Origin of the sequence: Rhodococcus zopfii NBRC 100606 = JCM 9919, assembly GCF_001895025.1 — a bacterium.
Taxonomy (GTDB): Bacteria; Actinomycetota; Actinomycetes; order Mycobacteriales; family Mycobacteriaceae; genus Rhodococcus; species Rhodococcus zopfii.
Map to the genome: position 1 here is coordinate 169,782 of NZ_BCXI01000014.1, position 22,107 is coordinate 191,888.

The 22,107-nt window shown below is 68.6% G+C and carries 23 protein-coding genes; 14 read left to right on the forward strand and 9 right to left on the reverse strand.

Annotated elements, in window-relative coordinates; genetic code table 11:
- Positions 1-11: 11 nt before the first annotated feature.
- Positions 12-416 carry a group III truncated hemoglobin gene (locus tag RZ1_RS10775; protein WP_072811644.1) on the reverse strand — a complete coding sequence of 135 codons (405 nt, stop codon included), beginning with the start codon at positions 414-416 and terminating at the stop codon, positions 12-14.
- A 63-nt stretch (positions 417-479) separates the two neighbouring features.
- On the opposite strand from RZ1_RS10775, the gene RZ1_RS10780 reads away from it, so the two are divergent.
- From RZ1_RS10780 to RZ1_RS10810, 7 genes are all read left to right on the forward strand, one after another.
- Positions 480-1,373: a sulfurtransferase gene (locus tag RZ1_RS10780; RefSeq protein WP_072811645.1), complete on the forward strand. Its 894-nt coding sequence runs from the start codon at positions 480-482 to the stop codon at positions 1,371-1,373.
- Complete coding sequence (locus RZ1_RS10785) at positions 1,370-1,783, forward strand: SufE family protein (RefSeq protein ID WP_072811647.1); 414 nt, start codon at positions 1,370-1,372, stop codon at positions 1,781-1,783. Before RZ1_RS10780 ends, RZ1_RS10785 begins: the two co-directional genes overlap by 4 nt.
- Before the next feature lie 167 nt (positions 1,784-1,950).
- Entirely contained in the window at positions 1,951-3,738 is a 1,788-nt protein-coding gene (locus RZ1_RS10790) for an acetyl/propionyl/methylcrotonyl-CoA carboxylase subunit alpha (RefSeq protein WP_072811648.1), read from the forward strand.
- Positions 3,739-3,955: 217 nt separating this feature from the next.
- On the forward strand, positions 3,956-4,585 hold the full coding sequence (locus RZ1_RS10795; protein ID WP_072811650.1) for a DUF1707 SHOCT-like domain-containing protein: 630 nt from the start codon (positions 3,956-3,958) through the stop codon (positions 4,583-4,585).
- 44 nt (positions 4,586-4,629) lie between these two features.
- The gene (locus tag RZ1_RS10800; protein WP_072811652.1) at positions 4,630-5,067 is read left to right on the forward strand and encodes a DUF1707 SHOCT-like domain-containing protein; all 438 of its coding nucleotides are present in this window, start codon (positions 4,630-4,632) and stop codon (positions 5,065-5,067) included.
- On the forward strand, positions 5,067-5,324 hold the full coding sequence (locus RZ1_RS10805) for a hypothetical protein (protein WP_072811654.1): 258 nt from the start codon (positions 5,067-5,069) through the stop codon (positions 5,322-5,324). The genes RZ1_RS10800 and RZ1_RS10805 overlap by 1 nt, the downstream gene beginning before the upstream one ends.
- A 66-nt stretch (positions 5,325-5,390) precedes the next feature.
- Positions 5,391-5,681 carry a VanZ family protein gene (locus RZ1_RS10810; protein WP_174565188.1) on the forward strand — a complete coding sequence of 97 codons (291 nt, stop codon included), beginning with the start codon at positions 5,391-5,393 and terminating at the stop codon, positions 5,679-5,681.
- A 40-nt stretch (positions 5,682-5,721) separates the two neighbouring features.
- On the opposite strand, the gene RZ1_RS10815 is transcribed toward RZ1_RS10810, so the two are convergent.
- Positions 5,722-6,948 (reverse strand): Rv1453 family transcriptional regulator, encoded by a 1,227-nt coding sequence (locus RZ1_RS10815; protein WP_072811746.1) that lies wholly within the window; start codon positions 6,946-6,948, stop codon positions 5,722-5,724.
- Between the two features lie 133 nt (positions 6,949-7,081).
- Between RZ1_RS10815 and RZ1_RS10820 the strand changes: the two genes are divergently transcribed.
- Genes RZ1_RS10820 through RZ1_RS10830 form a run of 3 tightly spaced genes read left to right on the forward strand, consistent with a single transcriptional unit; the run spans position 7,082 to position 10,835 of the window.
- Positions 7,082-8,578, forward strand: coding sequence for a flavin-containing monooxygenase (locus RZ1_RS10820; protein WP_139281805.1), 1,497 nt, complete (start codon positions 7,082-7,084; stop codon positions 8,576-8,578).
- Positions 8,575-9,483: an alpha/beta fold hydrolase gene (locus RZ1_RS10825; RefSeq protein WP_072811659.1), complete on the forward strand. Its 909-nt coding sequence runs from the start codon at positions 8,575-8,577 to the stop codon at positions 9,481-9,483. Before RZ1_RS10820 ends, RZ1_RS10825 begins: the two co-directional genes overlap by 4 nt.
- Positions 9,480-10,835, forward strand: coding sequence for a WS/DGAT/MGAT family O-acyltransferase (locus RZ1_RS10830; RefSeq protein WP_072811661.1), 1,356 nt, complete (start codon positions 9,480-9,482; stop codon positions 10,833-10,835). The genes RZ1_RS10825 and RZ1_RS10830 overlap by 4 nt, the downstream gene beginning before the upstream one ends.
- Before the next feature lie 151 nt (positions 10,836-10,986).
- Here the strand turns inward: RZ1_RS10830 and RZ1_RS10835 are convergent, their stop codons facing one another.
- The 3 genes from RZ1_RS10835 to RZ1_RS10845 all read right to left on the reverse strand — a co-directional run bounded on the left by RZ1_RS10835 (position 10,987) and on the right by RZ1_RS10845 (position 12,628).
- Positions 10,987-11,841, reverse strand: a complete 855-nt coding sequence (locus tag RZ1_RS10835) for a tyrosine-protein phosphatase (protein WP_072811663.1) — start codon at positions 11,839-11,841, stop codon at positions 10,987-10,989.
- A 62-nt stretch (positions 11,842-11,903) separates the two neighbouring features.
- Positions 11,904-12,278: a pyridoxamine 5'-phosphate oxidase family protein gene (locus RZ1_RS10840; protein ID WP_072811748.1), complete on the reverse strand. Its 375-nt coding sequence runs from the start codon at positions 12,276-12,278 to the stop codon at positions 11,904-11,906.
- Between the two features lie 77 nt (positions 12,279-12,355).
- Complete coding sequence (locus tag RZ1_RS10845; RefSeq protein WP_238071758.1) at positions 12,356-12,628, reverse strand: tail fiber domain-containing protein; 273 nt, start codon at positions 12,626-12,628, stop codon at positions 12,356-12,358.
- A 532-nt stretch (positions 12,629-13,160) separates the two neighbouring features.
- Between RZ1_RS10845 and RZ1_RS10850 the strand changes: the two genes are divergently transcribed.
- Complete coding sequence (locus RZ1_RS10850) at positions 13,161-14,993, forward strand: sensor histidine kinase (RefSeq protein ID WP_072811664.1); 1,833 nt, start codon at positions 13,161-13,163, stop codon at positions 14,991-14,993.
- 76 nt (positions 14,994-15,069) lie between these two features.
- On the forward strand, positions 15,070-16,674 hold the full coding sequence (locus tag RZ1_RS10855) for a protein kinase domain-containing protein (protein ID WP_083583629.1): 1,605 nt from the start codon (positions 15,070-15,072) through the stop codon (positions 16,672-16,674).
- A 15-nt stretch (positions 16,675-16,689) separates the two neighbouring features.
- Here RZ1_RS10855 and lat read toward each other — a convergent pair whose 3' ends face one another.
- The gene (gene lat / locus RZ1_RS10860; protein ID WP_072811668.1) at positions 16,690-18,024 is read right to left on the reverse strand and encodes an L-lysine 6-transaminase; all 1,335 of its coding nucleotides are present in this window, start codon (positions 18,022-18,024) and stop codon (positions 16,690-16,692) included.
- Positions 18,025-18,093: 69 nt separating this feature from the next.
- On the reverse strand, positions 18,094-18,543 hold the full coding sequence (locus RZ1_RS10865; RefSeq protein WP_072811670.1) for an Lrp/AsnC family transcriptional regulator: 450 nt from the start codon (positions 18,541-18,543) through the stop codon (positions 18,094-18,096).
- A 36-nt stretch (positions 18,544-18,579) separates the two neighbouring features.
- On the opposite strand from RZ1_RS10865, the gene amaB reads away from it, so the two are divergent.
- Together amaB and RZ1_RS10875 are read left to right on the forward strand one after the other, a co-directional pair.
- Positions 18,580-20,115 carry an L-piperidine-6-carboxylate dehydrogenase gene (amaB, locus tag RZ1_RS10870; RefSeq protein WP_072811673.1) on the forward strand — a complete coding sequence of 512 codons (1,536 nt, stop codon included), beginning with the start codon at positions 18,580-18,582 and terminating at the stop codon, positions 20,113-20,115.
- On the forward strand, positions 20,112-21,272 hold the full coding sequence (locus RZ1_RS10875; RefSeq protein ID WP_072811675.1) for a DUF4429 domain-containing protein: 1,161 nt from the start codon (positions 20,112-20,114) through the stop codon (positions 21,270-21,272). Before amaB ends, RZ1_RS10875 begins: the two co-directional genes overlap by 4 nt.
- Positions 21,273-21,298: 26 nt before the next feature.
- Here RZ1_RS10875 and RZ1_RS10880 read toward each other — a convergent pair whose 3' ends face one another.
- Both RZ1_RS10880 and RZ1_RS10885 read right to left on the reverse strand, forming a co-directional pair.
- Positions 21,299-21,742: a pyridoxamine 5'-phosphate oxidase family protein gene (locus RZ1_RS10880; protein WP_072811677.1), complete on the reverse strand. Its 444-nt coding sequence runs from the start codon at positions 21,740-21,742 to the stop codon at positions 21,299-21,301.
- Positions 21,739-22,101, reverse strand: a complete 363-nt coding sequence (locus tag RZ1_RS10885; protein ID WP_072811678.1) for a hypothetical protein — start codon at positions 22,099-22,101, stop codon at positions 21,739-21,741. Before RZ1_RS10885 ends, RZ1_RS10880 begins: the two co-directional genes overlap by 4 nt.
- Positions 22,102-22,107 lie beyond the last annotated feature (6 nt).

Sequence of the window (22,107 nt, forward strand, 5' to 3'; positions counted from 1 at the left end):
GGCGGGAGCCTTCACCCGGTCGCGAAGGGTCGCCGGACCCCTCGCTCCAGCGACCGGGCCATCGCTCCGGCTCTGCTCTTGGCTCGGTCGGCGTTCACTCCTGTGAACAAGTCGTCGACCGCCTCGGTCCACAGTTCGAGCCACCGCGCGAACCGCGACGTGGTCAGTCCGTGGTGTGCGTGCAGCGCCCGGTGCACGCGCAGGAAGCTGCCGTCGTAGCGGGTGGTGCGGAACAGGATCTGTTCCCAGAAGTCCCCGACGACGATGAGATGCTCGTCGAGGCCCACGATCGCGAGCACCTCGAACACCGGGGCCAGTTCCGGATCGGCGAGAGCACGTTCGTAGAACGTGCGCACCAACCGGTCGATGTCGGCGCGACCGGACAGGTCGACGCTCGGGGCGCGACGGTGGATCATGTCCACCGAACTTACCGCCTAGTATTGACTGCGCACCTGCCACCACTGCCTCAGGAGCCCCCTGTGCCCGTCGCGCCCGACGCCAACGCCGCTTTCTCCACCTACGCCGACCCGTCTCGTCTGGTGTCGACCGAATGGCTGTCCGCCCACCTCGGGCATCCCGAGGTGAAGGTCGTCGAATCCGACGAGGATGTGCTGCTCTACGACGTCGGCCACATTCCCGGCGCCGTGAAGATCGACTGGCATCTGGACCTGAACGACCCGGTCACCCGCGACTACATCGATGGCGCTGCGTTCGCGGATCTGATGAACCGCAAGGGCATTCGCCGCACCGACACCGTCGTCATCTACGGCGACAAGTCGAACTGGTGGGCCGCCTACGCGCTGTGGGTGTTCACGCTGTTCGGTCACGAGGACGTGCGCCTGCTCGACGGCGGCCGCGACGCGTGGATCTCCGAGAACCGCGACACCACCTTCGACGTCCCCTCGACGGCCACCACCGGCTACCCGGTCGTCCCGCGCAACGACGCGCCGATCCGGGCATTCAAGGATGATGTACTCGCCACCCTCGGCACGTCCCCGCTGGTGGATGTGCGATCGCCGCAGGAATACACCGGCGAGCGGACCCACATGCCGGACTACCCGGAAGAAGGCGCCCTCCGCGGCGGTCACATCCCGACCGCGGTGTCCATTCCGTGGGCGAAGGCAGCTGCGCCGGACAGCCGGTTCCGTTCCCGCGCCGAGCTGGACGCGATCTACGCGGGCATTCCCCGCGACGCGAACGTGATCGCCTACTGCCGCATCGGCGAGCGGTCCAGCCACACCTGGTTCGTGCTCACCCACCTGCTCGGCTACGAGAACGTGCGGAACTACGACGGTTCGTGGACGGAGTGGGGCAACGCGGTGCGCGTGCCGATCGTCAAGGGCGACGAACCCGGGGAGGCTCCCGCCCGATGAGCCTTCCCGCCGCGCTCGCCGAGATCGTCGACGACTTCGCCGCCGTCGACGGACAGGACAAGCTGCAACTGCTGCTCGAGTTCAGCCGGGAGCTGCCCCCGCTCCCGGCCGAACTCGAGGAGGCCGCGATGGAACCGGTCCCCGAGTGCCAGTCACCGCTGTTCCTGTCCGTCGACGCGTCGGACCGCACGCATGTGACGCTGCATTTCAGCGCTCCGCCCGAGGCCCCGACGACACGCGGGTTCGCGTCGATCCTGCATCAGGGGCTCGACGGGCTCGGCGCGCAGGAGATCCTCGACGTGCCCGACGACTTCTATTCGGCGCTCGGGCTGGCGGATGTGGTGAGTCCGCTGCGACTGCGCGGCATGAGCGCGATGCTCGCGCGGATCAAGCGGCGTCTTCGGTCCTGACCTCGGGGGGCGGGTCGACCGTGCAGTCCCGGCTACCGGCCGGTAATGTTGCGGGGTTCGATCTTGCTCGTAGTGTGTAGGGGCTATCCGGTTACATCGTCTATCGGATTGACGCCTACACTCACCCGTGACGGCAATAACCTAACGATCGATCAACAGGAGGCTCCGTGCCCAGTCATGCCAGCGCGCACATCACGAAAGTGCTCGTCGCCAACCGCGGCGAGATCGCTGTGCGGGTCATCCGAGCTGCCAAGGACGCCGGTTACGGCAGCGTCGCCGTCTACGCCGAACCCGACGCGGACGCACAGTTCGTGAAGCTCGCCGACGAGGCGTTCGCGCTCGGTGGCCAGACCTCGGCCGAGTCCTACCTGGTCTTCGACAAGATCCTCGACGCCGCGAAGAAGTCCGGCGCCGACGCAATCCACCCCGGATACGGCTTCCTGTCCGAGAACGCCGACTTCGCCCAGGCCGTGATCGACGCGGGTCTCATCTGGATCGGCCCCTCGCCGCAGTCCATTCGCGACCTCGGAGACAAGGTCACCGCCCGCCACATCGCCGAGCGCGCCAACGCGCCGATGGCCGCGGGCACCAAGGACCCGGTCAAGAACGCCGACGAGGTCGTCGAGTTCGCCAAGGAGTACGGCGTGCCGGTCGCGATCAAGGCGGCCTTCGGTGGCGGCGGTCGCGGCATGAAGGTCGCGCAGACAATCGAGGAGATCCCCGAGCTGTTCGAGTCGGCCACCCGCGAGGCCATCGCCGCGTTCGGTCGCGGCGAGTGCTTCGTGGAGCAGTATCTGGACAAGGCCCGCCACGTCGAGGCCCAGGTCATCGCCGACCAGCACGGCAACGTCGTCGTCGCCGGCACCCGCGACTGCTCGCTGCAGCGCCGCTTCCAGAAGCTGGTCGAGGAGGCTCCCGCGCCGTTCCTGACCGACGAGCAGCGTGCCCGCATCCACGCCTCCGCCAAGGCGATCTGCCGCGAGGCCGGCTACTACGGCGCCGGCACCGTCGAGTACCTGGTGCAGGGCGACACGGTTTCGTTCCTCGAGGTCAACACCCGCCTGCAGGTCGAGCACCCGGTCACCGAGGAGACCGCCGGTATCGACCTGGTGCGCCAGCAGTTCCGCATCGCCAACGGCGAGGCCCTCGAGTTCGCCGAGGATCCGGCGCCGCGCGGCCACAGCTTCGAGTTCCGCATCAACGGCGAGGACGCCGGCCGCGGCTTCATGCCGGCCCCCGGCCCCATCACCGTCTACAAGGAGCCGACCGGCCCGGGCGTGCGCGTCGATTCCGGTGTCGTCCAGGGCGATGTCATCGGCGGCCAGTTCGACTCGATGCTCGCCAAGCTGATCGTCACCGGCGAGACCCGCGAGCAGGCCCTTCAGCGCGCCCGCCGCGCTCTCGCCGAGTTCGAGGTCGACGGCCTGGCCACGGTCATCCCGTTCCACCGCCACATCGTCGAGAACCCGGCGTTCGTCGGTGATGGCGAGAAGTTCGACGTCTACACCAAGTGGATCGAAACCGAGTGGGACAACACCATCGAGCCGTTCACCGGTGGTGTCGCTGCCGACGACGAGGACGAGGCACTGCCGCGTCAGAACGTCGTCGTCGAGGTCGGTGGCCGTCGCGTCGAGGTGTCGCTGCCCGGCCAGTTCTCGCTCGGCGGCGGCGGCACGGCCGGTGCCGTCCGCAAGAAGCCGAAGGCGCGCAAGCGTGGCGGCGCGCACGGTGGCAAGGCGTCCGGCGACGCCGTCACCGCGCCGATGCAGGGCACCGTCGTCAAGGTCGCGGTCACCGAGGGCCAGGAGGTCGCCGAGGGCGATCTGATCGCCGTCCTCGAGGCAATGAAGATGGAGAACCCGGTCACCGCACACAAGTCCGGTGTCGTCACCGGCCTGGCCGTCGAGCCGGGTGCCGCCATCACCCAGGGAACGGTGCTCGCCGAGCTCAAGTGATGCTCTGACAATACGGGCGTGCCCCGGGTGGATCCGATGATCCGCCCGGGGCACGCCCGTATTGCGCACTGCGGACCAAAACCTCCTCGATCCCACCCGCACACCCGACGCGACCATCGCCAGGCTCCGACTCGGCGGATGAGCATCACTCCTGTGCAGAGCAGTCTTCGTAGGCCTGAGGCTGATGTTCCCGAGCGCTCGAGGCTAGGGTGGATACATGGCCGAGCCGCACGAAATCCGCATCGGCACCGCCGAACGCGAGCAGGCACAGCGCCTGCTCGGAGAGCACTTTGCCGCGGGCCGGCTGACCCTGGCCGAGTTCGAGGAACGGTCCGGACGCGTCGAGGCAGCGACGACACGCGGCGAGCTGGTGGCCCCGTTCTCCGACCTGCCCCTCATCGAGCCGGCACCGCGACGACAACGCGGACGGGGCATGATCCTCGGCCTGCTGCCTCTGCTCCTGCTCGCGGTGTTCTTCGTGGCAGACCGGTTCGACATCGGCCTGTGGTTGCCCGCGGCCGCAGCGGTTGCCGCAGCGGTGACGACGATGCTCGTCGTCCGGTCTCGCCCCGCCGCCGCACCCGAGTCCGCGAGGCCCCTGCCCGCGTATCCGCTCGACGAGGGCGCGCCGGAAGTGCCCTCTCCGCGCGAACCTCGTTCCCGCACGGCACCTTCGGGCACAGCGGTGCTCGACGCGCTCACCCTGCTGCCCATCGGGTTGGTGGCCGCGGTGTCGATGGTGGCGATCCGCTTCCCGATCGTCACGGTGATCTCCGCGGTCGTGCTGGTCGCGGTCGTCGTGAAGGCCTATCGAATCGTGACCGGAGGACCCGGCTACGGCGCGTGAAGCCGGCCACCCCGTCCGGATTTCGGGCAACTAGTCTGAGGGGCATGTCCGATACCCCCGAGGTTCGCATCGGCACCGCCGAACGCGAGCAGGCGCTCCAGCGGCTCGGTGAGCATTTCGCGGCCGGCCGACTCACCCTCGCCGAATTCGAGGAGCGCAGCGGCAAGGCCTCGGCAGCGACGATCCGCAGCGACCTCGAGGTCCTGTTCACCGACCTGCCGGCCACCGCGGAGAACGTCCCTGCCCCGGCAGCGGAGACCGCGCCGGCCAAGCGCGGACTGCCGGATCGGTGGCGCGACGTGGTGGTGGGCGTGACCCCGGCCGTCGCGCTCGTGCTGTTCTTCGTATTCGACAGCTGGCTCTGGTTCCTGCTGATCCCGGTCGTCAGCGTCATCTTGTATGCAGGCCTCGACCAGGACCATCGTTCGCGTGACCGGAAGCGCGACAGGAAGAAGAACCACGAGAACAGGGGCGACTCCTGATGGAACCGGTCGAGATCAACGCGGGCAACTGGTATCTGCTCGCCGAGGACGTCGACGCCTGGAATGCCGACACCCGGTACCGCTGGTCGGTGCGCGAGGCGACGACCGCCGAGGCGGTCGCGGACGTGACTCTGATGCCGGACGGGGCGGTGAGCGGCAGCGCCCGAGAGGGCGAAGACGCCGCGTTGGCCGCCGCGCGGCGCGCGGTGCGCGGATTCGCCGAGGCCGCACTCGGCCTGACTGCCCGGGACGCCTGACCGGTGCCCACTCTCACGGGGCGGCGCACGCTGCCGCTCGTGCTGGCAACGGTCGTGGTGACCGTTATGCTGCTGTCCCCCGGCGGCACCGCGCCGGACGGGCCACCGCACACCGACAAGGTGACGCACGCACTGTTTTTCGCAAGCCTGGCCTACTGCTCACGGTACGCCCACATCCCGACCGCGTGGACGATCGGCTGGCTCGCCGCGTACGGCGTACTGACCGAGGTCCTGCAGGCGACGGTCGCGGTACGTCGTTCGGGATCGGTGTGGGACTGGTGCGCCGACCTGGTCGGTGTGCTGATCGGTCTCGTGGTGTTCGGTGCGGTCCGCCGTCGTTCCCGCACCGCCCGTTGAGCATGCTCGACGCAGCACCTGTCCGCCGGCCCTGATGTGTTCACCCGGCCTTGCGTTGCCCGTGCCAGCGCAGCACGTCCAGGGCCACCGCGACATTCACGGTGCTCTCGGCCAGTGGCCTCGGCAGTAGTTGGTCGGCGCGGGCCAGTCGGCGCAGCAGCGTGTTGCGGTGGGTGTACAGGCGCGCTGCGGCGCGCGACGCGTTGCACTGCGCGTCGATGAATGTCCTTACTGTGTGGTGCATCTCGGGGCCAGCGAACTGAAGCTCCCCCAGTGTGTGCTTGACGTAGCCGGCGGCGCGGTCGGCGTCGGCAGTGACCAGTGCGACGAGTTCGATGTCCGCGTAGAACGCGAGTTGTTGTGGTGAGCGCAGCCGGACCATCATCTGCTGGGTGGTCAGGGCGTCGAAGTGGCTGCGGCGGAAACCCTCTACGCCGTCGGAGGTCGATCCGACGGCGATGCGGATGTCGCTGTCGGGGCGGATCGACCGCACCATCCGGTCGGTGTCGGCGGCGACGGGGCCGGCCACCCACACCCAGCGGGTCGCTGTGCTGGCCAGCACGCTGAGCGGACGGCCCACGCCGGCCGCCTGGCCGAAGGCCACGGTCGTCCGGTCGAGTCGAGTCGAGTCGGCGTCGGGGTCGACACTCCAGATCACCGCCGCGGTGTGGGGGCCGGTCAACGCGTACCCGAGCTTGCCTTCGGCACGCCGCCGAGTGATGGGAGCGCCGTCGAGCAACAGCGCCACGGTTTCGCGGCGTTCGGCGTGCGTGCCGTGGGTGAGTTCGTGGCGCTCCGCCTCGATCTGCGCGGCGATGCCGGCCAGTGTGGCGTCGATGAACGAGCTGATGGACCGGGAGCACACATCGAGCAGTTCGTGGAGTTCGGCGGGGTCGGAGGTCAGATCGAACGCGATGTCCATCAGGCGGCGCCAGGCCACGCTTTCGCCTACCCGGTAGGCGTCGAGCGAGAACGCGTCGAGGCCCCGGCGGGCCAACTCGCGCGCGATGACCACAGGTTCGGATCCGGTGTTCGGGGGTACCGGCGCCCCGGGGTCTCTTACGTTGGCAGTGCCCCAGAAATACATGTTGGCTCGGTTGCTGAGGCTGACTGCAGCGGCGAGTTCGGGGTCCGACGCGATCGTCGGACTGGCTGCGAGCACGGCCTCGTCGAGTTCTTCGAACCATTCCGGGCGCGCGTTGACGGTGAGCTGTGCGCACTGCCGGATCAGCTCCCGCACGGGGGCGGAAGGACGATTCCACGACATCCGACCACGGTAGGCCGGTGATGCAAAGTGCATCACCGTTTCAGTTCGATCGGGATGTTTTGACCTTGGAGCCGGGCACCGGAGACGAGACGATCGACACATCGCTCGACCACCACCGCTAGGAGTCACACTCGTGGGTCATCCCGAACACCTCGACGTACTGATCGTCGGCGCCGGAATCTCCGGCATCGGCGCCGCCCACTACCTGCAGCAGCATCATCCGGACCGCCGCTACGCGATTCTGGAGGCGCGCGCCGCCACCGGCGGCACCTGGGACCTGTTCCGCTACCCCGGCATCCGCTCGGACTCCGACCTGCACACCTTCGGTTATGAGTTCAAGCCGTGGCGCGACGAGCACGCGATCGCCACCGCTGACAAGATCCTGGCCTACCTGCGCGAGACGGCCTCCGAGAACGGCATCGACGAGAAGGTCCGGTTCCACCACAAGGTTCTGAGGGCGGCGTGGAGCAGCTCCGACGGGCGCTGGATCGTCGACATCGAGCGGACCGACACCGGCGAAGTGGTGCAGATCAGTGCCAACTGGCTGTTCTGCGCCGGAGGCTACTACCGCTACGACGAGGGCTTCACCCCGAACTTCGAGGGCCGCGAGCGCTTCGAAGGCCAGATCGTGCATCCTCAGCACTGGCCGGAGGGCCTCGACTACACCGGCAGGAAGGTGGTCGTCATCGGCAGTGGCGCTACCGCCGTGACACTGGTGCCTGCGATGGCCGAGACGGCCGGGCACGTCACCATGCTGCAGCGCTCACCGACCTACATCATGTCGGTGCCGTCCAAGGACAGGTTCGCCAACGCCGTCAAGCGCCTGCTCGGCGACGAGCGGGGTTACGCGTTGGCGCGGCGTAAGAACATCGTCAAACAGCGATGTGTGTACCAGTTCTGTCAGAACTACCCCGCCGTGGCCCGGCGATTGATCCGGCGGCTGAACGCCAAGCAATTGCCGGCGGGCTACCCGGTCGACGAGCACTTCAGCCCGAGCTACAACCCGTGGGATCAGCGGCTGTGCGCGGTACCCGATTCGGATCTGTTCGCGGCGATCAGCAACGGCAGTGCCTCGGTGGTCACCGACCGGATCGCGACGTTCACCGAGACCGGTATCCGGCTGGAGTCCGGGCGGGAACTCGACGCCGACATCATCGTCACCGCGACCGGGTTGAACATGCAGGCCTTCGGCGGGATGTCGCTGACGGTCGACGGCTGGCCGGTCCATCTCCCCGACACCGTGGCCTACAAGGGCATGATGCTGTCCGGCGTCCCGAACTTCGCGTACGCCGTCGGTTACACCAACTCGTCGTGGACGCTGAAGATCGGTCTGCTGTGCGAGCATTTTTGTCGGCTGCTGGCGCACATGGACGCCCACGGTTACGACACCGCCCGTCCTGAGCGCGACGACCCGGACATGGAGACGCGCCCGTTCATGGACTTCTCTGCCGGCTACGTTCAGCGTGCCGTCGCCCAGCTACCGCGTCAGGGCGCCGGGCATCCGTGGATGACGTCGATGAGCTACCACACCGACGTGAAATTGCTGCGCGATGATTCCGTGATCAACCCCCACCTGACGTTGACGAGCTCGGCCGGGGTCCACGCGAGCACCGGGGCGGTGCAGGAATGACTGACCGATTCTGCCTGCTGCGCAACGGAACCCGCGTCTGCTATCGCACCTCCGGCGACCCGACCGGGCAGCCACTGGTGCTGGTGGCCGGGCTCACCCTGGACTTGACGTCGTGGCCCACGCCGATGGTCGACGGCCTGGTCGATCGCGGCTTCTACGTGATCCTGCCGGACAACCGGGACGTCGGGCGTTCGACGTGGGCGACCACCACACCACCGGGAATACTGCGCCAAATGCTGGGCCGGCCCCGCCGGGACGGCTACGACCTGGCCGATATGGGCGCCGACATCGTCGGTCTCCTGGACCACCTCGGCGTGCAGCGCGCGCACCTGGTCGGCATGTCGATGGGCGGGATGATCGCCCAGACCGTCGCCGCACGCTTTCCGAGCCGGGCCGCGTCGCTGGCGTCGATCTTCTCCACCACGGGGTCGACGAGGGTTGGGCAGCCGGCACTGTCGACGCGGCGACTGCTTGCCAAACCGGCGGCGCGGACTCGAGAGGATTTCATCACCCGGCACGTCGATCTGATGCGACACATCGCCGGTCGGGGGTTTCCCTTCGACGAGGCAGCGGCCGTCGACTACGCCGCCGGCGCGTGGGAACGCGGACCGGGTCCGATCGCCGGGTCCGGCGTGGCGCGACAGATCAACGCGATCCTCAAGTCCGGCGACCGGACCTCCGAACTGCGTCACGTCATGGCACCGACCGTGGTGATCCACGGCGACCGCGACCTGATCGTGCACCCCAGCGGCGGAGTGGCCACCGCGGCCGCCATCTCCGAGGCCCACCACGTGACCGTTGCCGGAATGGGCCACGACATCGCCGACGGCGTGATCGGCCGGATCGTGGCGCTCATCTCGATGAATTCCCGACGCCGCACCGCACCGGAGGTGGGCCGACCATGACTGTGATCCCGCCCATGGACGCCATGTTCCTGGCCACCGAAACGCGCGAGCACCCCATGCATGTCGGCGGCCTGCACATCTTCCGGCTGCCCGACGACGCCCCGGCCGATCACGTCCAGCAGCTGTATCGACAACTGCTCGAGTGCACCGAGTTGGCACCGATGTACCGGCGCAAGCCGGCCTGGCCCGGTCCGGTGGGTGCGCTGCGGTGGGTCGACGACGACGCGATCGACCTCGAATACCACGTCCGGCACTCGGCGCTACCGCGGCCGGGCCGGGTTCGGGAACTGCTGGCGTTGGTGTCCCGGCTGCACGGCAGTCTGCTGGACCGGCACCGGCCACTGTGGGAGTTCCACCTCATCGAGGGGCTACAGGACAACCGGTTCGCGGTGTACGCCAAGGTCCACCACGCGCTCACCGACGGGGTCAACGCGGTCCGCAACACGATGCGGATGCTGTCCGCGGAGCCGACGGGCGAGTTGCGCGCACTGTGGTCCCCGAGCCCGCGGCCCGCCCTTCCGCTGGATCCACCGGCCGTTGCGCCGGCCGCGCCGTGGCTGCGGGCCGGGGCGCTGGCGAAGAACGTCGCAGGCCTGGTGCCCACTCTCGCGGGGGTTGCGGTCAAGGGGCTGCGTCATCCCGACGGCGCGCTGCCGTTCGACGCGCCCAGAACCGTGTTGAACCGGCCGCTGACCGGTGCCCGCCGGTTCGCGGCGCAGTCCTGGTCGATCGACCGGATCAAGGGGGTCGCCGAAAGGTTCGACGCCACCCTGAACGACGTGGTGCTGGCGATGTGCTCGGGCGCGCTGCGCGAGTATCTGAGCAACGGCAGTCGATTGCCGGCCAAGTCGTTGGTGGCCGCGGTGCCGGTGGCGCTACCCCGCACAGACGGTGACGGCAACGCCGTCACGATGGTGTTGTGCCGGCTGGCCACCGATGTCGCCGATCCGGTCGAACGACTGCGCCGGATCCAGGCTTCGATGCGCGTGGCCAAGGACACCATGTACGGCCGCAGTCCGCTGCAGCTGTCGGCGATCGGCGCCCTGACCTCGATCGGGCCGAGCGGACTGTCCGCGGTTCCCGGCCTCGGCGCTGCCGTACCGCCGCCTTACAACGTGGTGATCTCGAATGTGCCGGGCCCGCGGGAACGGCTGTACTGGCGCGACGCCGGATTGCAGGGCTGGTATCCGGTCTCAATGCCGATCGAGGGGCAATCCCTGAACATCACGGTGCTCAGTTACGGCGACAGCCTGGAGTTCGGACTCATCGGCTGTCGGCGCAACGTCGCGCACCTGCAGCGACTGCTCGGCAACCTCGAGGAGAACCTCGCGGCGTTGGAGGCGGCGGGGTGACGGCCAGCATCGTCGATCCCCACTCGGGTGAGGCACTCGGCAACAGACAGGTGCGGCGCCCTACATCGCGTTGGGCTGGCGTCCGAGGTACCGCGCGAGGGCAGTGTTCGCCCGAGGGTGGCGGGGGCGATCAAGCCTCGGCGCTGATTCGTCATCCAACCGGCGATGACGGCTGCGCGGTCCGACTCTCGGTGTCGATCAGCCGCGACCGCAATGCCTGGAGCGTGTCGTCGTCGAGGCGCAGTCCTTCCGCGAAGTATTGCTCGATGGTGCCGTACCGGTTCGTGACCTCGTCGAGCGACGCCTCGAGGTAGTTGCGCTGCACGCCGAGCAGCGGGATCAGTACAGCGGGATCGCCCCCGACTTCGCGGAACCTCGCGAACAGCGGTTCGAACGTCGGTAGCAGCAGATCGTTGGTGCGCAGATAGTCGGCGAACACGTCGTCCTCGTCGGCACCGGCGAACAGCAGCAGCGACGCGGCGGCCCATCCGGTCCGGTCCTTGCCCGCGCTGCAGTGCACGAGCGCCGGAACCTCGCCATGCGCGATCCCGGTGGCCATACGCCGGTAGGAGACGGCCGCACTGGACATCGAGACGAAGTCGCGGTAGCTCCCCAGCAGGTATTGCTCGGCGCGACCGTCCGACAACTCCTTCGCGACGACCTCCGGATTCGCGACGAGTTCCGGCAGTGCCGCCGCGACGGACGCGTCCTCGCGGTCGGCGAGGACGTCGAGCCCGACATGGACGGCACCGTCCGGCAGGCGGTCAGGGCGCCGTTCCATCTCGGCGGCGGTCCGCAGATCGAAGACAGTGGTGATCTGCAGGGCGTCGAGCGTCTCACGGTCGGTGTCGGTCAGGCGGCTCAGATCGGTGGAGCGGAACACCACTCCGGTGCGCACTTCTCCGCCGAATCGGCTCGCGCAGCCGCCGATGTCCCGCAGGTTGGCCAGCGACGGTATCGCGAACGTCGATTCCTCTCCTGCGTCTTCTCCCACTGTTTCTGTCATGCAGGACAAACTACGCGGCCGGACATCGGACGGACACCCAGCCACGGCCTGTCGCGACACCGCTACCCGGTAAGCGGACGGCAATCGGCGGTGCACCCGGGATTCTGCGGCGGGGTGTCCGGCGTTGCGGGGCGATGCAGCACCGCCGACGTCGGCCGGACCCGCAGCGCGCCGTCGTCGAGGACGGCCTCACCGTCGACGATCAGCGAATAGCCACCTGGTTCTGCGGGTGGGTGCACCAGGGACACGGCCGGGTGCACGCCGATGTTCGTGGTGGTGCGCCGGCCGGGTTCGCCGACGGTCAGATCGGTGCCGTTCCACACGGCCGTCACCGCGACCGCGTGCGGTCGGAAGTCGGCGCCGGTGGTCAGCAGATACGCGTATCCGAAGTCCGAGAGGGCCGCATCGAGCGCGGCGAGATCGACTTTGATGCTCACGACACCGAGGGTGCGCGGGATCGAGCATCCGGTCAAGCGCGGCCGCCCCCATACGGCCGCGCCTGTCCGGAACCGGTTCACGAAGCGGATTCGATGTCCGATCCGCGTGCTTCTTCGAGGATCACCACCCTGCGGTAGAGCGCCTGGATGGCGGCCATACAAACGCCGTTGGCATCGACGACCGCGATCTTGCGGTCCGAGTAGCCCAGTCCGAACGCAGCTGCGAAATCCTGGGCCATCGGCCCGAGATGCCGAACACTGCGGTGGTCGAATCCGTAGGTCCACTCACTGACCGGGAGTTCACCCAGACGTGCGAGGACATCGTCGGCGCAGACCGGCGTCCGACCCACAACGCCGCGCCTTCGCGTGATCGCCGAGTGCATCCAGGCAACGGGATGTCGACTGCAGGCCGAAATCCGGGCCCGGAACCTCCCCCGGGCGGTGGAAACCCACCGCCCGGGGAGTTCCGGGAACCCTGTGACGACGTCCGTCCCGTTGTCCGAGGACGAGACGGTTTCGATCCGTGCACCGTTCGTGGCGGCGGTCGAGAGTGTCACAGCGGCCTCCTCACGGTTCGAGCACGCGGACGTCGTGCTTGATGGTTGCGTCGCTGAACAGCAACCAGAAGAGATTGGCCAGGAAGTTCCCGATGATCAGATCCAACGGCATTGTCTTACTCCTTCGTTCTGCGGCGCTTCCGCTACCGCGGTCGTTCCGGTGATTCCGGCTACGACGAGAACTCTCCGCCGATCCGGGCCTCGACGAATCCGTGCTGACCCGGCATTTCCGCCCAGTGCCGGCACGGATTCCGGTTCCGTGCCTCCACGGTGGTGCCCGCGACCGGGCCGGGAGGACACTGAAACGGTTCGGTGAGGAGATCCGATGGTGCGTCGTCGAGCAATCCCGATCCTGATCGCCCTGTCCCTCGTTCTCGCTGTGGCCGTCGTGGCGTCGGTGGACTGGTCCCCCACGGCCCGGCAGGATCCGGCGCGGGCGTTGCTGCTCGGGCCCCGCGAAGCGTTCGCCGCCGCGGAGGGTCCGTTCCTGCCGGTGTTCGGCACCACCGAGTTGGTGCTGTTCCTGGGTGCGGGCCTGGCGTTCGTGGTGTCCGGAGCCGTCGCGTGGCAGTTTCGCCCGCACGACCTGACGGGTCCGCTGATTCTGGCGGCGGGCCTGTTGTGGCTGCTCGGCGGGCTGCGTCGCTCCAGCAATCCGGTTCTGTTCACGATCGGGGTCGTTGCGACGAACATGTATCTGCCGCTGCTGCTGCAGGCGGTGATCGGATTCCCCACCGGCCGGCTGGACCACCGCTGGGAGAAGTGGTTCATCGGCGCGACATGGTTCCTCGCGACCGTCGGTGTGATCACCGAGTGGATGTTCGTCGATCCGCGAGCGACCGTCACGTTGCTCCCCTCGACGTCTACGAACCTGCTGCTGATCCGGCACGATCCCCGGCTGGCGGACCCGCTCCAACTGGTGGTCGGCGCCGGCGCAGTTGTGCTGGTCGCCGCCGTCGTCGGGGTTGTGACGGTGCGCTGGCGGCGCGGAACTCCCGCCTACCGAGCGGGATTCGCGCCGCTCGCGGTCGCGTACGCGGTCGCGGGGCTCGTGACGGTGGCGATCCTGTCCACCGCGATCCGGGTGCCTGGGTCCCCGTACATCTGGATCCTGAATCTGCGCTATCCCGGTGCCGCGCTGTTCCCGCTGGCCGTTGCGATCGGGTTGGTGCGCTACCGGCTGGCACGTGCGGCGATCAGCGACGCGATGGTCGAGATCGGCGACGTTCCACTCGATGTCGGCTTCGTGGATGCGCTGCGGCGCGCGGTGCGCGATCCCAGCCTGGTGCTGTGGACGTATTCCCCCGAGGACGGGTGCTATCTGGACGCGGACGGAATCCCACGTGAGCTGCCTCGCCATTCCCGGTCGCGGGCAGCAACGATCGTCGAGCGCGAGGGCCGGCCCGTCGGTGCGATCGTCTACGACGCGACGTTGGAGGCTCAACCGGAACTGCTCGCGGCCGTGCGCAGCGCCACGATCGTCGCGCTGGATCACGAGCGACTCCGGGACTCGCTGCGCGAACAGCTCGAGGAGGTGCGGCGGTCGCGGGAGAGGATCGTGGCGGCAGGCGACATGCAACGGAGACGTCTCGAACGCGACCTGCACGACGGCTCGCAGCAGCGCCTGGTTGCGGCGTCGTTGCTGTTGCGCCGCGCGCAGCGCGCCGACGACGAGATGGATCTGCGCAAGTTGCTCGGTGACGGGGTCGCCGAGCTCGACAATGCCCTGGTCGAGCTGCGGGAGCTGGCCCGCGGCGTGTATCCGCCGGTACTGACCGAGCGGGGGCTGGTGGTGGCGCTGAAATCGCTCGCCGAGCGGGCGCCGCTCCCCGTCCGCATCGAGGATCGGATAGGTACACGGCTGCCGGCCGCGATCGAGTTGGCCGTGTATCTGATCACCGCCGAGGCAGTCACGAATGCGGCGAAGCATTCGGGTGCGTCGGTGGTCGACATCGAACTGGAACGGGACGACGAGCAGATGACCCTGACGGTCCGTGACGACGGTTGCGGCGGAGCGAAACCGACCGCGGGCAGCGGACTCGACGGGTTGGCCGATCGTGCGGCCGCGCTCGGCGGATATCTGGTGCTGCACAGCCCAGCGGATCGGGGCACGACCATCGCGGTGACCCTGCCGCTCGGCACCGTCCCGACCACCTGATCGGACGCATGCCGGTTCCGCTGCCGGACCGGATGGCGTTGAATGGATTCTGGGTCCTCGTCAGGGAGTACGGGCAGTGGACGAACACGACGAACTCGGTCCGAGCACGGTCTTCGCGGGATACACGATCGAGCGCCTGCTCGGTATCGGCGGTATGGGCCGCGTATATCTCGCCGTGCATCCGCATCTGCCGCGCAAGGTCGCGTTGAAAGTGCTGCATCCGGGGCTGACCTCGGACGAGTACGTCGCGTCGCGGTTCGATCGGGAGGCAGCGCACGTCACGCGACTCGAGCACCACAACATCGTGCAGATCTACGATCGCGGTCGCGAGCACGGGCGCTTGTGGATCACGATGCAGTACGTCCCCGGTGTCACGGCCGCCGACCTGATCGCGGCCGGACCGGTCCCGGTGGAGCGGGCCGTGCACATCGTCTCCGAAACGGCGAAGGCTCTCGATTTCGCGCATCGGGCAGGTGTGCTGCATCGCGATGTGAAGCCGGCGAACATCCTCATCGCCGACCCGATCGCCGAGGACGAGCCGGAGCGGGTGCTGCTCACCGATTTCGGTATCGCGAAGGCGCTCGACGAGACGGGACGGCTGACGCGCACGGGAATGTTTGCGGCGAGCCTGCAGAACGCCGCGCCGGAACAGTTCGACACCGCGGTCGTCCTCGACCACCGAGCGGACCAGTATTCGCTGGGGTGCACGTTCTACCACCTGCTCACCGGCCGGCCCCCGTATCCCGGTGAGACGCTGCCGCAGCTGTGGCACGGACACGCCCGGAGCCCGATCCCGCACCCCAGCGAGGTTCGTCCCGACGTTCCGGTCGCACTCGACGCGGTCGTCGCGCGCGTACTCGCGAAGAATCGGGCCGATCGGTACCCGTCGTGCCGCGCCTTCGCCGACGCGGCGCGAGCGGCGACACAGACCGACAGCAGCGAAAGCGCACGAACCCAGCTGTGGCGCGAACCCAACCGCGCGGAGCTGCGGCGTTCCGGGTCCCGCGGGCACCGGTCGTGTCCGCTGCGGGTGGTCCTCGCCGACGACTCGGTGCTCCTGAGGGAGGGCATCCGCAGCCTGCTCGGCGACGAGGGCCTCGAGGTGGTCGGTGAGGCCGGCGATGCGTCCGAGCTGCTCACGCTCGTCGCGCAGACCCGTCCCGACATCGCGGTTGTCGACATCCGGATGCCGCCGACGCACACGGTCGAGGGCATCGAGGCGGCGCGAACCATCCGCTCCGAGTTCCCCGAGACGTCGGTGCTGTTGTTGTCGCAGTACGTCGAATCCGAATACGTGATGGATCTGTTGACGAACGGGGCCGGTGGGCTGGGCTACCTGCTCAAGGACCGGGTCGCCGACATCGACGAGTTCATCGACACCCTGCACCGGGTTGCCGACGGCGGGTCGGCGATCGACCCGAGCGTGGTGAGCCGGATGGTGTCCCGCCCGCACCCCGGCAAGCGGCCGATCGACGACTTGTCGACTCGCGAACGTGAGGTGCTCGCGCTCATGGCCGAGGGTCGCTCCAACCGCGCGATCGGCGCCACGCTGTTCCTCGGGGAACGCACCGTGGAGGCGCACATCCGATCGATCTTCCTCAAGCTCGGTCTTCATCCGGAGCCGGAGGACCACCGTCGGGTCCTCGCAGTCCTCGAGCATCTCGAGGCGAACGCCACGTGACGGGCGATGCCGTGTTCACCTGCGGGACAGCACCCGGTCCAGCGCGCCGACCGCATCGTCGAGCTCGGCGGTGGTGACGACCAGCGGTGGCCGGAAACGGATTCCGCGCGAACCGGTTCCGATCATGAGGACGTGCTCGTCGGTGAACAGGCGCGTCAGGACGGCGTTGCGTTCGTCGGGGGACGGCAGATCGATCGCGCACATCAGGCCGCGTCCGCGTACATCGGTGATCTGTGGATGCCGGTCGGCGAGTTGCCGCAGCGCCGACAACAGGTGCGCGCCGGTGAGCCGGGCCCGATCGACGAGCCGGTCCCGTTCGATCACTTCGAAGATGCGGCGGGCCCGCACCATGTCCGTGAGATTGCCACCCCACGTGGAGTTCAGGCGTGAGCTGACGGTGAAGACGTTGTCCGCGAGCTCGTCGAGGCGACGACCGGCCATGATGCCGCACACCTGTGTCTTCTTGCCGAACACCACGATGTCCGGGACGACACCCATCTGCTCGTACGCCCACATGGTGCCGGTCATTCCGACACCGGTCTGCACCTCGTCGAAGATCAGCAGCGCATCGTTGTCGTGACACAGTTCCGCCATGGCCTGGAAGAACTCGGGGCGGAAGTGATGGTCCCCGCCCTCGCCCTGGATCGGTTCGGCGATGAAACACGCGATGTCGTGCGGGTTCTCGGCGAAGGCGCGGCGGGCCTGCGCGAGTGCCCGGGATTCGGCGGCAGCGACGTCCCGCCCGTCGCTCAGATAGGGCGCGTCGATGCGCGGCCAGTCGAATTTCGGGTAGCGGTCGGTCTTGACGGGGTCGGTGTTGGTCAGCGACATCGTGTACCCGGTACGGCCGTGGAACGCCTCGGTCAGATGCAGCACCTTGCTGCCGAGCCGCGGGTCGCGGCCGCGGGATTCGTTGAGCCTGCTCGACCGGTCGAACGCCGCCTTGAGCGCGTTCTCGACGGCGACCGCACCGCCGTCGACGAAGAACAGGTGCGGCAGCGCCGGGTCGCCGAGGATCCGTGCGAACGTGTCGACGAACCGGGCCATCGGCACGGTGTAGATGTCGGAGTTGCTGGGCTTGTTGACGGCCACCGCGGCGAGCTCGTCGAGGAACGCGCCGTCGCCGACGAGGTCGGGATGGTTCATGCCCAGGGCGGAGGACGCGAAGAACCCGAACATGTCGAGGTAGGTGGCGCCGTCGCGCTGGTCGACCAGGCGCAGCCCCGCTGACCTGTCGAGGTCGAGGACGAAATCGAACCCGTCGGCCAGGATGTGGCGGCGCAGGGTGTCGTGTACCCGGTTCGGCGGCAGGTTTTCGGCACCGCCCGGGTTTCGGACTGCAGTGCTCATGCCCAGAGGCTACGCCAGAATCTTTACTCCGTCAGCACCTTACAACCGGAGAATATCTTCGAGAAGAGCCTACCGATCGTAAAATGTTTGGAGAATGACGGTACTGCGGGTTGCGACGTTCGCGGTCGCGCGGATCTGCTGCAGCAGATGTTCGAGTTCCCGCGGCGAACCGACACGCACGAGCAGGATGTAGCTCTCGTCGCCGGCCACCGAGTGACAGGATTCGATGGCGTCGATGTGCCGCAACCGGGCAGGAGCGTCGTCCGGCTGCGAGGGATCGAGAGGGGTGATCGCCACGAACGCCGACAGCATGAGCCCGAGCGCCTCGGGGTCGACCGCCGCCGAGTATCCGCGGATCACTTCTCGCGCTTCGAGCCTGCGCACTCTCGACTGCACTGCCGAAATCGACAGACCCGCCTTGTCCGCCAGCGCCGACAGCGTGGCCCGGCCGTCCGCGACGAGCTCGCGCAACAACAACCGATCGATCTCGTCCAGGGATTCTCTCGAGGATTCCGGCACCAGCGCAGGTTATCCGAGCACGGAAGGACAGCACCCGTGAACACACGTGCACCGCATCCGAGCGCACCGCAGCCGAGCGCGCACCTCGCCGACCGCGCCTCGCAGGCGCTGCAGCGCTGCGGAGCCCCACCGCCTGCCCACGACGGCTCGCTCGTCGTCACCACACCGATCGACGGCACCGAGCTCGCTCGTCTCCACCCCCACACCGCCACCGACCTCGACATCGCCGTCTCCGCGGCCGCCGATGCCTTCACCATGTGGCGCGCGGTGCCGGCACCGGCACGGGGCCGGCTCGTGCGCCGGCTCTCGGAGCTCCTCACCCAGCACAAGGCCGATCTGGCCGAGCTCGTCACCCTCGAGGCCGGCAAGATCACCTCCGAGGCGCTCGGCGAAGTGCAGGAGATGATCGACGTCTGCGACTTCGCGGTCGGTCTGTCGCGTCAGCTCTACGGCCGCACGATGCCGTCGGAGCGCGCCGGGCACCGGCTGATGGAAACCTGGCATCCCCTCGGCGTCGTCGGCGTGATCTCCGCATTCAACTTTCCGGTCGCCGTGTGGTCGTGGAACACCGCGATCGCGCTGGTGTGCGGGGACCCCGTGGTGTGGAAGCCGTCGGAAACGACTCCGTTGACGGCGCTGGCCTGCGACGCACTCCTGCGCCGCGCGGCCGCCGACGTGGGCGCACCGGATGCACTGCACCACGTGCTTCTCGGGGACGCCGCGGTCGGCGAAGCTCTCGTCGACGACCCTCGGATCGCGCTGGTCAGCGCGACCGGGTCGGTGCGCATGGGCCGCATCGTCGGCCCGCGGGTCGCGGCGCGTTTCGGCCGGGTCCTGCTCGAACTCGGCGGAAACAACGGCGCGATCGTCGCTCCGTCGGCCGACCTGGATCTGACGGTGCGGGCCGTCGTGTTCGCCGCCGCCGGCACCGCCGGGCAACGCTGCACGACGCTGCGCCGCCTCATCGTGCACCGGTCCGTCGCGGACGAACTGGTCCGCCGCATCGCGGCTGCCTACTCGGGTCTGCGGGTCGGCGACCCGTTCGACGAGGGAGTCCTGGTGGGCCCGTTGATCTCCGGTCGCGCACACGAGGCGATGCGCAAGGCGCTGGAACGCGCCGAGCTCGACGGCGGTGTGCGCGTCACCGGCGGCGAACGCGTGGACGGCCCGGGCGAGTCGTTCTACGTCTCCCCCGCGCTGGTCCGCATGCCCGCACAGACGGAGGTGGTTCGGGAGGAGACGTTCGCGCCGATCCTGTACGTGCTGACCTACGACGACTTCGACGAGGCGATCGCCCTGCACAACGCGGTGCCGCAGGGCTTGGCGTCGTCGATCTTCACCACCGATTCCCGAGAGGCCGAACGCTTCCTGGCCTCGTCCGATTGCGGTATCGCGAATGTCAACATCGGCACCTCGGGCGCCGAGATCGGCGGCGCGTTCGGCGGCGAGAAGGAGACCGGCGGCGGCCGCGAGTCAGGGTCCGACTCCTGGAAGGCATACATGCGCCGCGCCACCAACACGATCAACTACTCCGACGAACTGCCCCTCGCACAGGGCGTCGAGTTCGGATGACCGTGCCGCCGACCGACTATCCGCTGTGGGGCTGCCGACCGGACCGCATCGACACCGAGGTCGAAGCCGAGTTCGCCTGGACCGACAACATCATCCGGGTTCTCGGCCCGGCATTCTCTCCCACAGGTGCCCGGATCCAGCGGACCGTCGCGCTGATCCCCGAACCGCACGCGGTGAGCGTGCGGGCCGACGGACTCACCGTCGGCGTCCTCGCCGACGGTGACGCCATCCGGTATTCGGCTGCGCTGCAACGAGTCGTCGACGGCGGGTCCCTCCCGACGGTCCCCGCGCGGATCTGGGCCGCCGACGCCGGTGCCTACAACCGCGATCCCGCGCGCGACGGCCGGATCATCGCCCGCGTATCGATCGCGCTGGCGGCCCCGGCTCGGCTCGCCCCGTACAACGATCCACCCGACGCCGAGTACACGCTGCTGCCTGCGGGCCGCACCCTTCAGGTCACCGGCGAGAACGAGCACCTCGATGTCCTCGGCCGTTACGTCGAGGTGCCCGGCAAGTACGCGCTGATGGTCACCCTGCACCCCGCGCCGGACGATGCCGTCGAGGTCCGGGTCGACGGCCGTCGGTGTGGGCAGCTCGGTCGGCGGTCGAGCGCCCACCTGCTGCCGATCGTGATGCGCCTGGCCGAACGCGATCTGGTCACTGCCGCGCGCGGCGCTGTCGCAGGCTCCGCGGCGTCTGCAGAGGTGACCGTATCCGTCGCCCCGGTCGAGGCGATCGGGGACGTCGTGCTCGACGGCCCCCCGGTGACGGTCCCGAGGCTCGGCACCGCCGCGGCGCGCACACCCCCAGATCCGGTGGCGATTCTGCATCGCTACCACGGTTACGCAGGGCAGATCGTCGTTCAGGACGACCGCCTGTGGATCCTGCGCGAAGGAGTCGTCGCGCGGACGTTGGGCGAGCTGTCGCCGACGCCGCGGCGAATCCGGCTGAGTGATGTCACCGATGTGCAGTTCCGCCCCGCGATGCCCCGTACCGCCGGACTGATCCGCGTGGTGACCGCGGCGAACGCCGGTGGGGTCGCGGCTCCCGGCGACCCGGACACAGTCGTGTTCCATCACCGTGATCGACAGCGCTTCCAAGCACTCGCCGAGTGGTTGCGGCACGTCGCGGCCGCGAACGCCGGTCCGCCCGCATAGATTCGCCGGGGTGACCTTTCGGGCTGTCAGGGCCGGGGCAGCAACTCCGCGCTCAGCGGTTCGATCTCGAGCACCGCACCCGCCGTCTGCCCGTAGTAGCGCGTCCGCAGCCGCCACAGACGCAGGTGCCCGAGCTCCGAGCGCCAGCCGCCGAGGTAGTACCGCCGGCCGAGCAACGCCAGGACCCGCAGCGACGGGGTGCCCGCGTGCACCGTCGCGCGACCCCGCACCCGCAGGATGTGATCCGAACGCCCCTTGCCCTCCGCATCGAGCAGCACGACGACATCCGGATTCGCCGCGGCGTTGCGGGCCGCGACGGTGTCCCGTCCGGTGGCCAGGAACAGCCGCCCGCGGTCGTGGAGAAACCACAGGGGTGTCATGGCGGGCCGCCCCTTAGGCGACCGGGTCGCGACCCGCGCAACGAGCGAATGCTCGAAGAATGCGGCGGCGACGGGATCTTCCGGGGTCACGACGACTCCTCGTGCAGCGTGCTGTAGTCCCACCCGGTGGCGCGGTGCAGTTCGAAGTCGAACCAGGCGAGGCCGTCCGTGGTGACGTCGGCGGTCCGCACCATCCGGCCGCGCAGGTTCACCGCGCGCAGCTCGAACCAGAACGATCCGTCGTCGAGGATCAGCGCGACCCGATCGAACGCGGCATCCGCCGGGAGGGATTCCGGGTGGAGTCCTATCCGCAAACTCTCGCCTTCGGCAACGACGCGTGCGGGCAGCGCGTCGACGCGGTCGTCGTGATCGAATGCGACGGCCGCGCGACCGCGGACCAGCAGCTCCGCGACGAGCGGTTCGGGGTCGACTCTCTGGGTGACGCCCATGTCGTA

Coding starts and splice junctions, on each gene's coding strand:
- RZ1_RS10775 (WP_072811644.1), bottom strand. CDS start 416: ATGATCCACCGTCGCGCCCCGAGCGTCGACCTGTCCGGTCGCGCCGAC.
- RZ1_RS10785 (WP_072811647.1), top strand. CDS start 1,370: ATGAGCCTTCCCGCCGCGCTCGCCGAGATCGTCGACGACTTCGCCGCC.
- RZ1_RS10795 (WP_072811650.1), top strand. CDS start 3,956: ATGGCCGAGCCGCACGAAATCCGCATCGGCACCGCCGAACGCGAGCAG.
- RZ1_RS10800 (WP_072811652.1), top strand. CDS start 4,630: ATGTCCGATACCCCCGAGGTTCGCATCGGCACCGCCGAACGCGAGCAG.
- RZ1_RS10805 (WP_072811654.1), top strand. CDS start 5,067: ATGGAACCGGTCGAGATCAACGCGGGCAACTGGTATCTGCTCGCCGAG.
- RZ1_RS10810 (WP_174565188.1), top strand. CDS start 5,391: ATGCTGCTGTCCCCCGGCGGCACCGCGCCGGACGGGCCACCGCACACC.
- RZ1_RS10815 (WP_072811746.1), bottom strand. CDS start 6,948: ATGTCGTGGAATCGTCCTTCCGCCCCCGTGCGGGAGCTGATCCGGCAG.
- RZ1_RS10825 (WP_072811659.1), top strand. CDS start 8,575: ATGACTGACCGATTCTGCCTGCTGCGCAACGGAACCCGCGTCTGCTAT.
- RZ1_RS10830 (WP_072811661.1), top strand. CDS start 9,480: ATGACTGTGATCCCGCCCATGGACGCCATGTTCCTGGCCACCGAAACG.
- RZ1_RS10835 (WP_072811663.1), bottom strand. CDS start 11,841: ATGACAGAAACAGTGGGAGAAGACGCAGGAGAGGAATCGACGTTCGCG.
- RZ1_RS10850 (WP_072811664.1), top strand. CDS start 13,161: ATGGTGCGTCGTCGAGCAATCCCGATCCTGATCGCCCTGTCCCTCGTT.
- lat (WP_072811668.1), bottom strand. CDS start 18,024: ATGAGCACTGCAGTCCGAAACCCGGGCGGTGCCGAAAACCTGCCGCCG.
- RZ1_RS10875 (WP_072811675.1), top strand. CDS start 20,112: ATGACCGTGCCGCCGACCGACTATCCGCTGTGGGGCTGCCGACCGGAC.
- RZ1_RS10885 (WP_072811678.1), bottom strand. CDS start 22,101: ATGGGCGTCACCCAGAGAGTCGACCCCGAACCGCTCGTCGCGGAGCTG.